Annotated in this window: 18 protein-coding genes; 16 read left to right on the top strand and 2 right to left on the bottom strand. The window is 53.2% G+C overall.

Annotated features, from left to right (window positions below):
- Nucleotides 1-14: 14 nt before the first annotated feature.
- The 10 genes from MQW23_RS10635 (at nucleotide 15) to MQW23_RS10680 (ending at nucleotide 8564) form a co-directional block, all read left to right on the top strand.
- Nucleotides 15-968: a PDR/VanB family oxidoreductase gene (locus MQW23_RS10635; RefSeq protein ID WP_252108070.1), complete on the top strand. Its 954-nt coding sequence runs from the start codon at nucleotides 15-17 to the stop codon at nucleotides 966-968.
- Between the two features lie 21 nt (nucleotides 969-989).
- Entirely contained in the window at nucleotides 990-1541 is a 552-nt protein-coding gene (locus MQW23_RS10640) for a TRAP transporter small permease subunit (protein WP_252108071.1), read from the top strand.
- On the top strand, nucleotides 1531-2865 hold the full coding sequence (locus tag MQW23_RS10645) for a TRAP transporter large permease (RefSeq protein WP_252108072.1): 1335 nt from the start codon (nucleotides 1531-1533) through the stop codon (nucleotides 2863-2865). Before MQW23_RS10640 ends, MQW23_RS10645 begins: the two co-directional genes overlap by 11 nt.
- Nucleotides 2866-2906: 41 nt before the next feature.
- Nucleotides 2907-3935: a TRAP transporter substrate-binding protein gene (locus MQW23_RS10650; protein ID WP_252108073.1), complete on the top strand. Its 1029-nt coding sequence runs from the start codon at nucleotides 2907-2909 to the stop codon at nucleotides 3933-3935.
- Nucleotides 3936-4051: 116 nt separating this feature from the next.
- Entirely contained in the window at nucleotides 4052-4243 is a 192-nt protein-coding gene (thmT, locus tag MQW23_RS10655) for a 2-hydroxymuconate tautomerase (RefSeq protein WP_252108074.1), read from the top strand.
- Between the two features lie 27 nt (nucleotides 4244-4270).
- On the top strand, nucleotides 4271-5200 hold the full coding sequence (locus tag MQW23_RS10660; RefSeq protein WP_252108075.1) for a flavin reductase family protein: 930 nt from the start codon (nucleotides 4271-4273) through the stop codon (nucleotides 5198-5200).
- Nucleotides 5201-5251: 51 nt separating this feature from the next.
- The gene (locus tag MQW23_RS10665) at nucleotides 5252-5818 is read left to right on the top strand and encodes a nuclear transport factor 2 family protein (protein WP_252108076.1); all 567 of its coding nucleotides are present in this window, start codon (nucleotides 5252-5254) and stop codon (nucleotides 5816-5818) included.
- Nucleotides 5819-5830: 12 nt separating this feature from the next.
- Nucleotides 5831-6841, top strand: a complete 1011-nt coding sequence (locus MQW23_RS10670; protein ID WP_252108077.1) for a ketopantoate reductase family protein — start codon at nucleotides 5831-5833, stop codon at nucleotides 6839-6841.
- A gap of 15 nt (nucleotides 6842-6856) precedes the next feature.
- Nucleotides 6857-7639, top strand: a complete 783-nt coding sequence (locus tag MQW23_RS10675; protein ID WP_252108078.1) for a class II aldolase/adducin family protein — start codon at nucleotides 6857-6859, stop codon at nucleotides 7637-7639.
- Nucleotides 7640-7643: 4 nt separating this feature from the next.
- Nucleotides 7644-8564 carry a ketopantoate reductase family protein gene (locus MQW23_RS10680; RefSeq protein ID WP_252108079.1) on the top strand — a complete coding sequence of 307 codons (921 nt, stop codon included), beginning with the start codon at nucleotides 7644-7646 and terminating at the stop codon, nucleotides 8562-8564.
- A 54-nt stretch (nucleotides 8565-8618) separates the two neighbouring features.
- Here MQW23_RS10680 and MQW23_RS10685 read toward each other — a convergent pair whose 3' ends face one another.
- A complete protein-coding gene (locus tag MQW23_RS10685; RefSeq protein WP_252108080.1) occupies nucleotides 8619-9809 on the bottom strand; it encodes a TRAP transporter substrate-binding protein in 1191 nt (396 codons plus the stop codon).
- Between the two features lie 158 nt (nucleotides 9810-9967).
- Here MQW23_RS10685 and MQW23_RS10690 point away from each other — a divergent pair, with 158 nt between their 5' ends.
- The 3 genes from MQW23_RS10690 to MQW23_RS10700 are packed head-to-tail and all read left to right on the top strand — an operon-like array spanning nucleotide 9968 to nucleotide 13323.
- On the top strand, nucleotides 9968-11224 hold the full coding sequence (locus MQW23_RS10690; protein WP_252108081.1) for an NAD/NADP-dependent octopine/nopaline dehydrogenase family protein: 1257 nt from the start codon (nucleotides 9968-9970) through the stop codon (nucleotides 11222-11224).
- 24 nt (nucleotides 11225-11248) lie between these two features.
- On the top strand, nucleotides 11249-12232 hold the full coding sequence (locus tag MQW23_RS10695; protein WP_252108082.1) for a 3-hydroxyacyl-CoA dehydrogenase NAD-binding domain-containing protein: 984 nt from the start codon (nucleotides 11249-11251) through the stop codon (nucleotides 12230-12232).
- Nucleotides 12233-12255: 23 nt separating this feature from the next.
- A complete protein-coding gene (locus MQW23_RS10700) occupies nucleotides 12256-13323 on the top strand; it encodes a TRAP transporter substrate-binding protein (RefSeq protein ID WP_252108083.1) in 1068 nt (355 codons plus the stop codon).
- Nucleotides 13324-13341: 18 nt separating this feature from the next.
- Here the strand turns inward: MQW23_RS10700 and MQW23_RS10705 are convergent, their stop codons facing one another.
- Nucleotides 13342-14331, bottom strand: a complete 990-nt coding sequence (locus MQW23_RS10705; RefSeq protein WP_252108084.1) for an AraC family transcriptional regulator — start codon at nucleotides 14329-14331, stop codon at nucleotides 13342-13344.
- A 158-nt stretch (nucleotides 14332-14489) separates the two neighbouring features.
- Between MQW23_RS10705 and MQW23_RS10710 the strand changes: the two genes are divergently transcribed.
- From MQW23_RS10710 to MQW23_RS10720, 3 genes are all read left to right on the top strand, one after another.
- Nucleotides 14490-14966 carry a MarR family winged helix-turn-helix transcriptional regulator gene (locus MQW23_RS10710; protein WP_252108085.1) on the top strand — a complete coding sequence of 159 codons (477 nt, stop codon included), beginning with the start codon at nucleotides 14490-14492 and terminating at the stop codon, nucleotides 14964-14966.
- Nucleotides 14967-15082: 116 nt separating this feature from the next.
- Complete coding sequence (locus tag MQW23_RS10715) at nucleotides 15083-15940, top strand: 3-oxoadipate:acetyl-CoA acetyltransferase (RefSeq protein WP_252108086.1); 858 nt, start codon at nucleotides 15083-15085, stop codon at nucleotides 15938-15940.
- Between the two features lie 458 nt (nucleotides 15941-16398).
- Entirely contained in the window at nucleotides 16399-17517 is a 1119-nt protein-coding gene (locus MQW23_RS10720) for a muconate/chloromuconate family cycloisomerase (RefSeq protein ID WP_252108087.1), read from the top strand.
- Nucleotides 17518-17550: the final 33 nt, after the last annotated feature.

Genomic DNA, 17550 nt, shown 5'->3' on the forward strand with positions numbered 1-17550 from the left:
AACGGGAGATGAACATGCAAAATGACCTTTTGACACTACGCATCGATCGCCGAGAAATTCAGTCCAGCGACATCGCGGTGATCGACCTTGTCGCCGTGGATGGAAGTGAGCTGCCTCCTTTCGAGGCGGGAGCCCATGTTGATATTCATCTCGGCGAAGGGCTGATTCGCCAGTACTCGTTGAGCAACCACCCTAGCGAGCGGCATCGTTACCGCTTGGGCGTGTTGCTCGACCCTGACTCTCGCGGTGGCTCCCAAGCAGTACACGAGACACTTCACGAGGGCGTCGAGCTCAAGGTGAGCGCACCGCGTAACCTGTTCCCGCTGGCGGCCTCGGCCCATACGCTGCTGGCCGGCGGTGGTATTGGGGTGACGCCAATGATTGCCATGGCGTATGAGCTACAGGCGACAGGGCGCTCTTTCGAGCTCCATTACTGCGCCCGGTCGCGAGAAAGAGCCGCTTTCATTGACGAACTTCAGAGTGCATTCGGCGATGCCGTAGTGCTGCACTTTGATGACGGCGATGCCCGTCAGCGCCTGAATATTGACGAGGTCTTGGCCGCTCAGCCCAGCGATACCCATCTTTATGTTTGCGGCCCTACCGGCTTCATGAACTGGGTCATTGAGGCCGCTAAACAGGCAGATTGGCCCAATGCCTGTGTACATTCTGAGTTCTTCACCGCCGAGCTCGACACCACAGGGGGAGCCTTCGAGGTGGAAGCGGCTGCCAGCGGTGTGATCGTTCAGGTAGACGAAGGCATGTCGATTGCCAACGCTTTGAAGGCTGCTGGTGTGAAGGTCAACGTATCCTGCGAGGAGGGCGTATGCGGTACGTGTATCTGCGACGTGATCGAGGGGACTCCGGACCATCGCGATCAGTTTCTCAGCGATGAAGAAAAGGAGGATAACGACCAGATTGCAGTGTGCTGCTCACGCGCCAAGAGCCCTAGGCTCGTTATCGATATTTGAACTGACTAAGGGAGCGTCGTCATGCAGCCTTTTGGCACACGGCTTTGCGAGCAGATTCTTAACCTCTGCGGTATCGGTTTACTGCTGATCGCCCTGGTCATTGGCCTTGGCGTACTGATGCACTTGATGGGGTGGTCCCAACTGCTTGAGTTTGATGCTTCCTACACGTTGATAGGGCGGAGTATCACGTTCAACGCGTTGATGGGGCTCCAAATACTGCTCTTTACCTATGCCATGATGCTGGCGGCCGCTCCCGTTTTATGGCTTGACCGTCACGTCAGAGTCGATGTGTTGCATGCACGTCTTCCCGCTCGCGGCCGGCTCATCATCGACTTGATTGGTCATCTCGTCTTTGGCATTCCCTTCTTGGTACTGCTGCTGCTGCCTGCTTATCGCTTTGCCGAACGGGCGTACATGACGGGCGAGCGCTCAACCGATGGTGGGTTGATCGATATTTATATCATCAAGGCGGCACTCCCCATTGGGATGACGCTGTTCCTGGCCGTGTTGATATTACTGACCGCGCGACATACCTGGTGTTTGATGACCGGTAGGAGGTCGCATGCTGCTTGATATGTGGATGCCGCTGACAATGGTGCTCCTGCTTTTTATCGGTATTTTATCGGGCTATCCGGTAGCGCTGGTACTAGGCGGTGTATCGGCCATTTTTCTTCTATTCTCGGATTTGCCACTGGCCTTCGCCAATCTGATGCTGACCCGAGTTTACGCCAATGCGTTGAATAATTGGCTTTATATCGCGATTCCCATGTTCATTCTAATGGGATTGCTGTTGGAAAGAACCGGGTTGGCGCGGGAGGCCTTCAGGGTCAGTGAGCGCATGCTGCAGCGCCTTCCCGGTCATTTGGCATTAACAGTACTGTTCATTGGCGGGCTCATGGCGGCAACCACGGGGGTCGTCGGCGCATCGGTGGTGTTGCTGGCCGTGCTCGCTTTGCCCCGCATGCTGGATGCCGGTTATTCCGCGCCCTCTGCCTCGGGGTTGATTTCGGCGTCGGGTACGCTGGCCATTTTAATGCCGCCTTCCGTCATGCTGATCATTCTATCTAGCCTGGTAGGTGTTCCTGTCGGTCACCTTTTTCGAGCAGCGCTGGTACCCAGTGCGCTACTGATGCTGCTTTACATGCTCTATTCGCTAGGGCTCGCTTGGTGGGGTAGCGGGCGTAACGCCTTCCCCGCCGAAGAGAGTGAAGCGGTATCGCTCGAACCTCAAGGTATATGGCGCAACGCGCTGGCGCTTTTTCCATTTTTAATACTGATCCCTGCGGTTCTTGGAACCATTGTATTCGGCGTGGCGACCCCTACCGAAGCGAGCGGGGTTGGCGTTTTAGCGGTACTTCTCTTTGCAGGCGTCATGGGCAAGATAGATGGTTCGGCCATCATGACGGCGGCCAGAGAGGCCGTCATTTCTACCGCCATGATCATGATGCTGGTGATTACGGCTACGTGCTTTTCTCTGATTTTCAAAGGTGTCGGGGGAGATAGTTTGATTCGCAGTAGCCTGGAGCTACTGGGAGGTGGAAGCTGGAGCGTACTTTTCTTGATCCTGCTACTGGTCTTCCTGTTGGGATTCTTTTTGGACTGGCTGGAAATCTCTCTAATTTTAATGCCTATCTTCGTTCCCATCGTGACACAGCTTGATCTAGCCAATGGCCTCAACGGCGTGTCGTTATTGGTTTGGTTCGCCATTGTATTTGCCATCAACCTGCAAACCTCCTTTTTGACGCCCCCATTTGGCGTCTCGCTCTTCTATTTGAAAGGAGCTGTGGGTGAGCGTGTTTCTACCCTGGACATCTATAGGGGAGTAATGCCTTTCATCGCTATTCAGCTGTTTGTGTTGCTGATGATCCTGATCTTTCCAGGAATATTGATGCTGTAACGTGCTCAACAAAAACGACAACCTTAAACGGAGTTGAAACCATGACATTTCCTTTAAAGAAAACTCTCATCGGTGCCAGCCTATCGATGCTGGCATCCTCCGCGATGGCCCAAACGCTTACCCTTCAATCGGCTTTTCCATTCAGTCTGGAAGTGATCGATAGCTCGATCCATCGGTTCGTCGAGGATATTGCCACGGCGACCGACGGTGAACTGACATTCACTCCTTACGATGCGGGAGCCTTTTCCCCTCCGTTTGAAATCCTCGAGAACGTAGGTAACGGGAGTCTCGACGCCGGCTGGTCGGCCGCAAGCTACTGGGCGGGGCAGATACCCGCCGCCGCGCTCTTTCAAAGCATCCCCTTCGGCCCCGATGTGCCCAAGTACTTGGCTTGGCTTTATGGCGGAGGTGGTCTGGAGCTTTGGGAAGGGCTTTACGAGCCGCACAACGTTGTGCCTATTCCTTGTGGCAGCATGATTTCCGAGGCGGGCGGCTGGTTCACACAGGAAATCAACAGCGTGGACGATTTACAGGGCATGAGCATGCGCATCAGCGGGCTGGGCGGCCAAGTCGTCAGCCAACTGGGGGTATCGCCCGTCTCCATTCCCGCCGGCGAAACATTCCTGGGGCTGGATACGGGGCGTATTGGGGCTGCGGAACTTAGCTTCCCGGCCATCGATACGAGTGCGGGTTTTTATGAAGTGGCCAAACACTATTACTTTCCCGGCTGGCATCAGCCTGGCAGTTTAAATGAACTACTCATCAACGCGGACGTATGGGCTGGGCTTACCGAAAGCCAACAGGTGTCGGTACGTAATGCCTGTAGTGACCTGAGTATTCATATGTACGCGCACGACATGCAGGCGCAGTCGGCCGTGCTGAATGAGTTTCGTGATGCGGGCGTGTCCGTGGAGCGTTTCCCTGACGATGTCATGAGCGCGCTCCAAGCGGCGTCAGAGACAGTACTGGAAGAGGCCGCTCAGGCAGATGCAGACTTTGCCGAAGTAATCCAGTCGTATAAAGCGTTCAGCGAAAGTTACGACGAGTACCGTGAACTAACGGCTTTCTGATGTTAGCTCCGGGGTACGATTTTAGACCATGGCCCCGGAGTCTTTCATGGTGCAAGACCGATCAGGCGCGTTCGTGCCTGACGCATTACTAACAGGAACTCATAACGAGGATACCAATGCCTACCGTTCACGTTTACATGATGTCGGGTAGAACACAGCAACAAAAAGAGGCGCTCATTAGTGAAGTTACTGACGCCGTCGTTTCTTCCGTGGGCGCTCCCAAAGAGAATGTGCGCGTCATTATCAGCGAAGTTCCTAAAAGCGAGTATGGAATTGGCGGTGTAACAGGCGAAAAGCTGGGGCGCTGACGTTCTATAAATAATAAAAGGTGGATCATGAGTATTGATACAAGAGACTTCAGAAACGCACTGGGCAAGTTTGCTACGGGCGTTACCGTCATCACTACTCAGGATGAGCGGGGCGAGCAGTACGGTGTGACGGCGAGTAGTTTCAATGCCGTTTCCATGACGCCTCCGCTGATTCTCTGGAGTATCGATAAAAGTGCTTACAGTAAGGATATCTACTGTCAGGCCGAGCACTTTGTCGTCAATGTGTTGGCCAGCGATCAGGTGGCGATTTCCAACCGCTTCGCTCAGCGCGGTGAGGATAAGTTCAAGGATATCGAGATTGAAAAAGGGATGGGAGGCAGCGCTCGTATTGTCGGCGCGGCGGCCCATTTCGAATGCAGGACCTGGCAGGTTTATGAGGGAGGGGATCACTTCATCATCGTGGGTGAAGTGCTCGAGTATGACTATCAGGATGGCTGCGGATCGCTGGTATTCCATGGTGGCCGTTACGCGCTGCCGGAGCCGCACCCCATGATGCTGCCCGATATCGATCATTCTACCGGTGACGGTGTGCTGGGCCAGCATTTTCTTTATCTGCTACGCCAATCATTGGCTGCCTATCGCAGGGACTTTTATCCCCGGTTAAGCCATCTGGGCGTGGACGAAAAGGAGTGGCGGATGCTGACACTGCTTCTTGATCGCGGTCCACAGCCGTTCGCTCAGGTTGCCCAAGGCGTCGCTCAACCGCCGGAAGATTGCGAATACACGCTGAACGGTTTAATCCGCCGAGATCTGGTGAACGAGTCTGCGGGCGAGCGCCAACTGGCACTGTCAGCGGCCGGTACTGAGCTTGCGAACAAATTGCTCAAGATGGCGCAAGAGCATGAACAGAAGGTGTTCGATAGCGTCAGCGATGAGGAACTGAGCCATATGAAGACCGGACTGGTGCATGTCATCGAGCAGCTCGGTTCACGTTAAGACAAGAGTGTGAGCAACATTCATCATCACTATAAACCGGGGACGAGAGCGATGAACGAAGTGACTGCCAGCGAATTCAAGGCGCTACTGGAGCGTGTCGATAAACTGGAAGCCGAGGCGGAGATACGCCGCATTCAGGCACGCTATATGTTTCTATGCGATACCCCCCTGCCCGAGTATGGCGTGAGCGGCGATGCCGAACGTATCGATCATATCATGGCGCTCTATTCCGAGGATGCGGTGTGGGAGGGGGTCGGCGAATACTACGATGGGCAGTTTGGGCGTCTCGAAGGGGCGGCCGCCATTCGTGGTCACTTCGAGAAGTTCTGGGGCGAAAAACAGGACCCCGAGTTGCTGCTTAATGTGCACTATCTGACTTCCGAGCAGATTCATGTCGACGGAAACACGGCAACGGGACAATGGGTGCACTGTCAGCCTTGGATATTTTCGGACGGCAGCTCCCTGCTGCGCTCATCGCGCCTCAACAATGCCTTTGCCAAACAGTCGGATGGGCGCTGGTTGATTACCCGAACACGTACGGAGAACGTGTTCGTGGCGCCGTTGACGGCCGGCTGGGCATCGGATTTCTGCACCACCTCAGTACTACTCAAGCCCTGAGGTTCGTGCCCGATGAACTCTATTGTGTCGCCGCGCATCGCCATCGTCGGCGCAGGTGCCATTGGCATAACACTGGCAGCTCGGTTAGCGAAGGCAGGCCATCGCGTCAGTGTATTGGCAAGGGGAGAGGCGCTTGCGGCCATCGAACATCGGGGTGTCGAGTTAAATGATATGCAGGGCCATCACTCGGCAAGGGTAACGGTGTCCGATCAAAGCGCTGACCTTGGCATTCAGGATATCGTGCTGCTTTGTACCAAGGCGCACGCGGTACCCGAACTTTTACCAGCGCTGTCGCCTCTCTTTGGAGTGCATACCTGGCTTGTCCCGCTGCTGAATGGTACGCCTTGGTGGCTGTTCATGGGGAGTAGCGAAACCGTGGACCATGTTGAGGCGGTCGACCCGGGCGGGCACCTGATCGGGCAACGACCGGCTGAGTGCATTCTGGGATGTGTCGTGTACATCACCGCACGACTCGAAGCGCCGGGACGGGCTGTATCGACTACGCCGCATCGGCTGGTGCTGGGTGAAATCGCATCGCTTTCCCCGGAGCGCCAGCGCCGTCTTGGCGAGGTTGTCGAAGTATTGACATCGTCAGGAGTTGAAACACTCCATACGCCTCGTATTCGCGACGCTGTATGGAGCAAGATCGCAGCGAACCTCAGTTCCAACCCGCTCTCGGTTATCACCCGCACAACGCTTGACACTCTTTATAGCCATCCCTGGTTACAAAAAGTGGTAGAGGCGCTTTACGAAGAGACCCGGCTTACCGCACAGGCCCATGGCAGTCAGTTGGAAATAACCCTGCAAGAACTTCTGGAAATCGGAACCGCCATGCGAGGCGTCAAGACCTCCATGCTTCAGGATTATCAGCGCGAGCGCCCACTTGAGCTCACTGCCATTGTAGAGGGCGTGATCGAGCTGGCAGACAGAAAGAGGATTGCCGTCCCCGTCACCAGGACAATTGTATATCTCACTCACTATTTGGAAAGCGCTGCGCACCGCCAACGCGAACAGACATCCTGACAGGAGAACGTATCAATGAATATTCAGCCCATCGCAATGCCCGCTGGGATCGAAAAACCGAGCCACTGCAGTGATGAAGAGTGGCAGCAGCGGGTCAAACTGGCCTATTGCTATCATCTGGTCGACTTTTTTGGTTGGACGGAGTCCATTTTCAATCATATTTCCGCCCGCGTACCGGATACCGACGGTCACTATCTGGTCAACCCCTTCGGGCTCAATTATACGGAAGTCACTCCGCTCAATTTGCTGAAAGTCGATTTGGATGGCAACAAGGTCGAGGAGTCCGAATATAGCGCCAATCCGGCAGGATTCGCGCTGCACAGTGCTGTGCACGGCGCTCGCGAGGACATCCACTGCATGCTGCATACCCATACCATTCCTATCTCTGCGGTAGTGCAGAAGACAAATGGCTTTGGTCATCATGACTTTTATGGTGCTCAGCTTTATGGACGGATTGGCTATCACGAGTTCGAGGGCATCACGTTATTCGAAGATGAGAAGAAGCGTATGTTGGAGAGTCTTGGTGATAAACACATTCTCGTATTGCGTAATCATGGTATCGCCGTCGGTGAATCCAGCATCGAAAAAGCGATCTTTCTTCTTTGGACTGTTCAGCGAGCCGCCGAGAATCAGTGCGCAGCAGGGGCACTGGGAGGCGATGACGTTGAAATCGACACTGAGATCAGTCAGAAGTGTGCCAACCTCACGGCTCAACTGATTCGCGAAAGTGGCTTTGCCAACGAGTTCTTCACCGCCATGGTCCGTAAGATGAAAACTGAGCGGCCGCTACCGTTCTAACAATATGATGAAAATCGCTATCATTGGAGCCGGTGCCATGGGGTGTCTGTTTGCTGCTCGACTCGCTCTGAGCGGCAACACAGTGCGTTTGATCGATGTCGATTCGGAGATATTGGAGGCCATTCGTACTCGGGGGGTTCGTCTGGACATGGCAGGACAGGTAGATCAGATACGAGTCCCTATTGGTCTGGCTGAGCAACTCCGAGAAGACATCGACCTGATACTGATGCTCACTAAAGGAAGTGCGACACGAGCGGCGATCAGGGCCGCAAGACACCTTATTGCCCCTCAAACACGAGTGCTGACGTTGCAAAATGGGCTGGGGAACGCTGCCTTGATTGCCGAGTACGTCGATACCGCTTACATTTTGCAGGGGATTACGACTATCGCGGCGGATTTGCGGGCGCCTGGCGTGGTGCATGGCAATTCCCAAGGCACCATTCAATGGTGGTGCTGTACGGGAGAAGAGGACCCATGGATGAAAAAGTTACACGAGGTTCTGATCGGCGCCGGTTTAACCAGCTGTCCGGATTCGGCGGTCGAGAGCAGAATCTGGGAGAAAGCGGCATTCAACGCGGCTCTCAATGGCCTTTGCACGTTGCTTGACCGTGCCGTGGGAGCGGTGGGTGAGCATGCACAAGGCAAGGACTTGATCGAGGAAATTGTGAGCGAATGCGGCAGTATCGCCGAGCAAGGCGGTATTGCTTTTGATCGGCCGCGCGTGGTGGCCAGTATCGATCATGCCATTCGCTGTCAGGCAGACCACCTGCCGTCCATGCTGCAGGATCGTCGAGCAGGTCGTGCCACCGAGGTGGAAAGTATTCATGGTGCGCTTGTCAGCACCGCCAGGAAGCACCACCTGCGAGTACCGGTACTCGAAACGCTTTACCGCCTGCTGGCCATGGGAGAGCCCGGCGTTGCCTGACATCGTTCCAACAGCGTCAGAGGCGGTAACTTCTTCTCTACATTCAATTAAAAATTAAATAGAGGGGCTACTATCGTACTGCTCAATGAGCTCTAGCATTCGATCATAAAGCGCCTGGGCAGGGAGCCCTTGTGCATCAATCTGTTCGATATACCGCGCATTGAGAGGATCAAGGCGCGCCGCCCAACGAGCCTGCTCTTCTTCATCCAGCGTGATGACGTTCAAGTCATGGTTTTCCTGTGACCAAGCGAGCGACTCCTGAACATGGTTATCGAGATAGTGCCCTGCAAATCGTGAGGCTTCAGCGCCCAGTTGGTCGATAGCGAGCTGTACATCCGCGGGCAGGGAGTCCCAGCGCTGGCGGCTCATGACGGCCAGCATGATCACGTTGGATAAGGGATAATCGACGATATAGTCAAGGTAGCGCGCGTACTGAAGATCCATCAGCGTTTCCCGTGAAGAGGCAATCCCCTGAACAATGCCGGCCTGTAACGCCTCGCCTGTTTCGGCCTGGGACATGCCAATGGGAACAGCACCCAGCGACCGCATGGTTTCCGACTCCCCGGGTACGCGAATTTCAAGGCCTGTCAGATCCTCGAGGGTGCGAACTTCGTTACGCGTTTGAAGGTATCCCGGCTCAGAGGTAAAGACAGTGATGACCTTGAAGTCCTCCAGGTTGAACTGCTCCTGGGGGAACTCCTGAACGAGTTGGTAGGCCACCTGACTGGCTACTTCGGCATTTATGTCCAGACCGTTGATATCACCAATCATGTTGAGTAGCGGAAAGCGTGCGGGCTCATAGGACGTGGTGGTCAAACCGATATCGGCGACGCCATTGAGTACCCCATCAAGCATGTTACTCGCGGTCAGCAAAGTGCCGCCGGGAAACGTATTGACCGTCACTTGGCCCTCGGTGCGCTTCTCCAACTCTTCTGCCCAGAACTGCATTTGCATCCCCGGAAACGTTTGAGCTGGTGCGAAAAAGGCATAGTTGAGCTTAATGTCGCTTGCTAATGTAGCGCTGCTTAACAGCGCGCTCGCCAAAAGAGTACCCAGACGTAATGCAGGCGTACGCAATGAGGAGGCAGGGGTCGAGTAAGTGTCTTCAGTCATGAGCATATTCTCTCGTTTATTATCGGCTGCATGCCATTGTTGAAAGCGCAAAAAACATTCAACATCACATGAAAAGTTAAGTAAATAGCCTAGGCAATTCTTTTGCCGGTTATGTTCTTGTAGTTTTTGCAAGATAGATTCCTGATCGATATAAATATTTTTGAATCAGTACGATGGATGCCAATTTAAGAGTACTGGGGAAAACAACTCGCTAAATTGGATCGACTGAAGCACTCAAAAAGTGCAGAAATTGATACCCGATAGCCTTTATGGTTCATCGCCGGATTCACTTGTCGATAGACCTGCTCGTCAGCACTCCCTGGTTTTTTCATATCTTTGCGTTTTTTGTATATCGATCGCGCATTCTGGATAGCGGCCGCTCACAGGGTGGCTATACCGTAAAAGCCTCTGATAAATCACAACATCAACGGGAGAAAGCGATGAAGGTCAGCGTGATTGGTGGTGGGCACGGGTGTTACGCCGCGGCTATCGAGATGGTGGAAAAAGGTTTCGATGTCACACTGTGGCGTCGTGATAGCGAGGCTTTAAAAGAGCTGAGTCAACTGGGCTATCTGGATGTCAAGGATGCCCGCGGTGATCGGCAAATTCAGATAGGAAGTGGCCAAGGTGAACTGACGCTGACCAGTGATCTAACGGAGGCGACTCGTCAGGCAAATCTGGTGATTGTTCCACTACCTTCGACGTCTCACGAAGCACTTGCCGAGCAGTTAGGTCCGCTACTTCGCGATGATCAGGTCGTCTTTCTACCGCCGGGAACGTTTGGTTGCTATCTCTTCCATCGCGCAATGAAAAAAGCCGGTAATGCTAGCCGCGTTGCGTTTTGCGAAACCGGTACACTGCCTTATCTGGCGCGCAAGCATGGTCCGAACAAGGTCGTGATCAGCGTCTACGCGACCCGCCTTCCGACGGGTGTTTTTCCCAGTGAGCTGTCGGAGCACGCGTTTTCGGTACTTCGCGAGGCGTACCCCAGCGTTGAACCCATCGAAGATGGTCTGAGTGGAGCGCTCATGAACGCAGGCCCTGTCATCCACCCCCCTCTAATAATCATGAATGCCGGTCCGCTGGAGCACTTCGACGCTTGGGATATTCACAACGAAGGTACGCAACCTGCTATTCGAAGCGTCACGACTGAGCTCGATAACGAGCGGATTGCCGTGCGTGAAGCGCTTGGCTATCAACCTTCTCACTTCCCGCTGGCCAATCACTATGCCAGCGAAGGCGAAGAGTGGATGTATGGACGTGGGGCCCATGGAAAACTGACGGACAGCGGTGATTGGCGAGAGAACATCGAGTTACATAGTCACCGTTACATGATGGAGGATACTCGGCTAGGCCTATCGCTAATTGTGTCGGTTGGCCGTTGGGTGGGGCAGCCGACGCCCGTCGCTGAAGGGTTGTTGAATATCGCTTCCGCCATTACCGGACGAGACTTGTACGCCGAAGGGCGCACACTGGAAAACCTTGGGTTGGAGTCGCTATCGCAGGACGAGATGCGTCAGCTCATGACGCACGGTATCCAGCGCTGAGACTCAACGATGGGAGAGAATAACGTGCAGAATCCGATCATTGTACTGGGTGCAGGACGAATGGGGGAAGGCATCGCGCTTTCGTTCATTCTGGCCGGGCAAGCTGTTGTGCTGGTCGATTTTAAGGCGCGTGAGCCCGGTGAGCGAGCGCGCTACTACGATCAGGCGCGAAGCCGTTTGACGACAGAGCTTACGTATCTCCGAGATCAGCGGTTGGTACAGACCGAGCAGATAGCGTCCATGGTGTCGCGTTTGCAATTTACCGACCATCAAGAGGTGGTGGCCCCGATGAGCGGTCGACTGGTGTTCGAAGCCTTACCAGAGATGCGTGAGCTCAAGCAGAAAGGACTGGTGTGGGCCAGCCAGCAATTGCCGGAGAACGTTGTGATCGCCTCGACGACCTCTACGTTTTTGGTCAGTGAGCTTTCCGATTTTGTAACAAATCCCGCGCGTTTCATGAACGCGCACTGGCTCAACCCTGCCCACTTGATGCCATTAGTCGAGGTCAGCCGCAGTACCAAAACCGAGTCACGCTATATCGACGAGTTATACGGCGTTCTCAAGAGTATTGGTAAGGTACCTGTCTTATGCGAAGCGGCACCGGGCTACATCGTACCGCGTTTACAAGTCCTGCTGATGAACGAAGCTGCTCGTCTCGTCGAGGAAGGCGTCGCTAGTGCTGAGGACATTGATGTGGCCATGAGGGTTGGATTAGGTCTGCGCTACTCAGTGCTTGGCGTGCTGGAGTTTATTGATTGGGGGGGCGGCGACACGCTTTATTATGCCTCAAACTATCTGTGCGAAAACCTCGACGAGCGCTTCAAATCGCCCGATGTCATTGCTCGTAATATGAAAGAGCAGCGGCGCGGTTTTCAGGATGGGCAGGGCTTTTTTGACTATGCAGGTAGTGACTTGGCGCAACATCGCCGCCAGCGTTCGGATGATTTTCTCAAGCGGCTGGCGCTTTTAAAGCTCATGCCAGTTGTCGAAGCTCGCCCGAGGTCATAAGGGCGCCCAAGGGGAGTGGAGTCATGAAAAGCCGTAAGTGGATAGGCAGATTATCGCTGTTGGTCGCTGCTGTCACCTTGGCAGGATGTAGCGATCGTGAAGATGAAAGTTCAGCCAGCACGCGCGACGAGAGTCCAGAGGTGATCAAGCTCAGTTACGCTTTCTTTGCACCCGCCCAGAGCTTTCCGGCAATACAGATGGAGCGCTGGGCGAATGAAATTAGCGAGCGCACCAATGGCCGTGTGGAGGTCGCGCTGTTTCCTGGGGGGACTCTGCTAAGCGCCAATAACATGTACGATGGAGTGCTGAACGGCGTGGCTGACATTGGACTTTCAGCAACCTCCTATGAGCCTGGGCGTTTTCCCTTGATCAATCTGACCGGGAGCCTGACAGGTCAAAACGTTAACTCTGAAATTGCCAGTCGAACGGTCTATCAGCTCATCCAGGAGTATGGCCAACAGATGACAGGATTGGAGGGTTTCAAGGTCATTACGGCCTTTACCTCAGAGCCTGCCTATCTACAAACCATAGAGCCGGTGCGCCACCTGGAGGATGCACAGGGACTGGAGATTAGGATTTCAGGTGATAACTCCAGAGCTCTGGACGCCTTGGGTATGACTGCCGTCGGCATGTCTCAGGCAGAGACCGGCGAGGCATTGCAGGCCGGGATCATTGATGGGTACGCGTCTTCTCGCGAAGTACTAATGGATTTGCAGTTTGCTCGTACTGTCAAATATGTAACCGATTATCCATTGACGAATACCATCTTCGCCGCGGTGATGACGCAGGAAAAATGGGAATCGCTACCTACACAGGTGCAGGAGGTGATGGAAGAACTGGCACCTGAAATGGCCGCGTTCACTGGACAGTATCTGGATGAGCAGATTCAGCGCTCCTTGGAGTGGTCGCAAGCTGAAGAAGGGGTCGAGATCATCTCGCTTTCGGAAGAAGAGGCGGCTCGATGGGGCGAACGATTGGCGCCGGTAAATGACGCGATTCTTGACGGTGCAGAAGCACAAGGTTTGCCAGCTCGCGAGCTTGAGACACGCATGAAGGAGCTCTTTAACACTTATCGTGACGAGCTCCTTTAACATAGAATAGAAGTTAGCTCACGCCGTGTGGTGATCATTGGTGTATAAGGTCTGTACCGGCGTGATGCCATATACTTTTTTATACCGACTAGCGAAATGTCCGGGGTTGTTAATACCATGCTGCAGTACGATATCGGTCACGCGGGTACCAGGGCGTGCATTAACCAGCGTTTCGTGCACGCTTTGCATACGCTGTTGGATAAGGTAAGCCTTGGGTGAAAGCCCCACAAATCGCTGGAAGCCATATTGCAGTGTGCGTGTCGAGACTTGAGCATGGTGCGCTAGTGTTTCAAGCGTGATCTCTTGACTCAGATGCTGATCCATATACTGTTTGGCTTTTTTTACATGGCGAGGCAATAACGATGTATCCAGCTGAAGACGTTGACTGTAATTATGTTTGAAGAGCCCAAGTAGACTGTCATAAAGATAATCTTCCATTCGCTTTAACTGCTCCGCTGCGGTGGACGAATGAAGGTGAAAATCCGATAGGCTGGCAAAATATCTGATGGTATTGAGCAAAAAGTCGGTGGCGGGTGAGTAGCTAGGGGCATAGTGCTCAAAGATTAGCGGAAAAGAAATCGGCTGTTGGAGCCGGTGGGCTAGCCGCTGCTCCAGCCGGTGGCGAGGAATACGCATGATAATGTTATGGCAGTGCTGCGTAGTTTGAATCAGGGCCCTTTGGCAGGGTGAGCTCACGGTAACCCCACCGCGCACCATATCGATCTTTTGATCGGGATACACAATCTTCCCTTGGCCTTCAAGCGTCACACGAAATAGGTAAACGTTGGATTCCGCCTCTGGGTCAATTTCGACATCGGCCCCATATTGCAACTCGATAATCGACAGCTGATCGAAGCTGATCGCACTCATCTTGGAGGACAGCGGTTGACCGTCGAACAAGCGCATATGGTGTGGGCACAGGTAGTGGGCAACACGCTCTCTAATGGTATCTTGAGAGTCAGTGTGAAGAACCCCGTGTTTTTGCAGTATAAACGACGTTGTCGCCACGTTTCACCTCTAAGGATTGACCTTGTTGATACATGTGAAAGGTGAGTTGGCGTGCCACCTACAGCGTCGAAGACCAACCCCCTTTCCACGGTCGCCTCCGCTTACACTGTATGGGTTATATGCTAGAATAATCTACTACTTTCTGGGATGGCATATATATGGTGGACAAGGAAGGACTATCCTCTTCGTTTTTTCCTCTTTCCGATGATTTTCGATCACGCGATTTCCCTTTTTATTGGGTTGCACGGTTGAACGCAAAGCATGGAGCAGATGTTGACTCACTGCTAAAACCACATGGGCTGAGTTCATCGAAATGGCGAATCTTGATGATTTTGCATGAGCATGGGCGTCTGAGTATGTCTGATATTTCAGTACATGCTGTTGCCAAGCTATCAACCATTACCAAGACGATTTATCGTATGCAGGAAGCAGGTTTATTGATAACCGAAATTAGCTCTCAGGATGGGCGTGTTACGGAAGTTGATATTACTTCTTTCGGAGAGGAAAAGTTAGATATTGCGAGGCAGGTTACAAGCAGGCTAGTGGAAAAAGCGTTTAGCGATTTTAGCAAGCAAGAAATTATTTATATTAATCAATGCTTGAGTAAAATGTTTCATAATCTTAATGCTATATAGATTGATTGTAAATATATATTTGAGTATGAGTTGTTCGCTTTAGGGGTTGTTTTAGTAGCGTGGGTGTTTTTATAGTTCAATTGACTAGGGCATGTAGTATGCTTTAAAAGTATAAAATGCCTCTTTTGTTCTGGAATAAAGCAGAGTTGCCCATGTCTCGTCCTTGTATTATCTGCGTCGCTATTACCGGCAGTGTGCCCCGTAAAGAGAACAATCCGGCCGTACCCATTACGGTACAAGAGCAGGTGGAAAGCACCCAAGCCGCGTTCGAGGCGGGAGCTGCTATTGCTCATTGCCACGTGCGTCACAATGATCAAACGCCTTCATCTGATCCGGAGAAGTTTGCCCGGTTGATGGAGGGGCTCAAAAAGCATTGTCCCGGCATGATTATACAGCTCTCGACCGGGGGGCGTTCCGGCGCCGGCGAAGCACGCGGCGCGATGCTGTCGCTAAAACCGGATATGGCCAGCCTTTCGGTAGGCTCCAACAATTTCCCTAACCGCGTATACGAGAACTCGCCGCAACTAGTGGACTGGCTAGCCGATGAGATGCTCAAGTATGGTGTTAAGCCTGAGGTCGAAGCCTTTGATTTATCGCATATCCATCAGGCGGTGACGCTCTCCAAACAGGGTAAGCTTAAAACACCACTCTATGTGCAGTTTGTTATGGGCGTGAAGAACGCAATGCCTGCGGACAAGCCCACGTTTGATTTTTATATCGAGACGCTCAAACGTTTGGCACCTGATGCTCAGTGGTGTGGTGCCGGTATTGGCGCTAACCAATATCTTCTGAACGAGTGGTCGATTGCTGCAGGTGGGCATACGCGTACGGGGCTTGAGGACAACGTTCGTTTGGACCGCGATACGCTGGCGTCCTCCAACGCGGCGTTGGTCAAGCGCACCGTTGCGCTATGTACCAAGTACCAGCGACCGGTAGCTAGCTGGCAGCAGGCGCGCGAGATATTGGGGTTATAAAAGGCATGTAACGATATTGAGCGCTGACCAAGCGCTCAGTGACAGCGCTAGACTATCCTTTGGTCGTAATAGATAAATTTTGGTTGTTTATTTAAAGCTCAAGCCTTTTTATAGGAAAGGCGAATTTTTATTTTAAGTTATTAATATCCAAAAAATAATCTGGAAAAGCTATATTTCAGTAAAGCAGTCGGCAATTTTGCAAAAAGGCTACGCTAATGTGGCGCAACAAATAGTCCAACAGTCATTTTGGGCCAAAAAGATCGTTTTCAGGATTTTTAAAAACCTCAATTTTAGCCACTTATGATGCGCCAACACTATCTATACGCTTGGACCGGATTAGTGTGAGTACACAGTTATACCTCTCCGGTATAGCTAGGCACTCAAACAATATTGGTTTTGGCTGATAGCGCCACTCACACTGCTAGTCAGTGAACTGATCGCATTACGCCGGAGCTTCCATGTCAACCGTCATACAACACATTGAGACGCTACTAGTTGATCTGCCGACTATCCGTCCCCACAAACTCTCCATGACAACCATGGCCTGCCAGACCATGGTTATCGTGCGTATGCGTCACTCCGACGGTATAGAAGGTCTTGGGGAAGGCACCACCATAGGGGGCTTGGCCTACGGCCCGGAGAGCCCGGAAAGCATCAAGCGCAATATCGACACTTACTTGGCCCCCCTGCTGATTGGTCAGCCTTCCCACAATGTTCACGCCCTACGCACGCAGTTAAACCGGCATGCTCGTGGCAATATGATCGCTAAATCTGCACTCGAAACGGCCCTTCTGGACGCCCACGGAAAGCGCTTGGGGCTGAGTGTCTCCGAGCTTCTTGGTGGTCCTCAGCAGGTGCATCTTCCCGTGCTATGGACGCTGGCTAGCGGCGATACCGCCAAGGATATCGACGAAGCGCAGTTGCGATTGGAGCAGCGCCGGCACTGCGATTTTAAATTAAAAATCGGTGCTAACCCGGTCGACCAGGACGTTCGTCATGTGGCGGCGATTAAGGAGGCGCTCGGGGAGCGTGCCAGTGTGCGCGTCGACGTCAACCAGGCTTGGGACGAATCTACGGCAGTGCGTGGTATTCAGGCCCTTCAAGAAGCGGGTATTGAGCTGATCGAACAGCCCATTCACGCCAGCGAGCAGGCTGGCCTGGTGCGTCTGGCCAACCGCTTCAATGTCCCCATGTTGGCAGACGAAGCAGTTCAGGATGCCCGCGACGGACTGGATCTCGTCTGCCGCGGCTTTAGCGGTGCTTTTGCACTTAAGCTTGCCAAATCTGGGGGTATATATGGTGCCCTGGAGCTGGCACATATCGCCCAAGCTGCCGGTATTGGCTTATATGGCGGCACGCTCTTGGAAGGCACGATTGGCACGGCCGCCTCACTTCATGCTTGGTCCATCCTTCCCGAGATGACTTGGGGAACTGAGATGTTCGGCCCACTCTTACAAAAAGACGATATCGTCGTCGAGCCACTTAATTACACCGAGTTTGGTGTTGATGTACCTAAAGGGCCGGGTCTGGGTGTGATCCTGGATGAGGATAAGTTAGCCCACTATTCACGCCGATAACCGTCGCGCTTAAGTCGTCTGCGCTAAGCGCAA

It is taken from the genome of Halomonas sp. S3-1-1 (assembly GCF_023757625.1).
GTDB lineage: Bacteria > Pseudomonadota > Gammaproteobacteria > Pseudomonadales > Halomonadaceae > Vreelandella.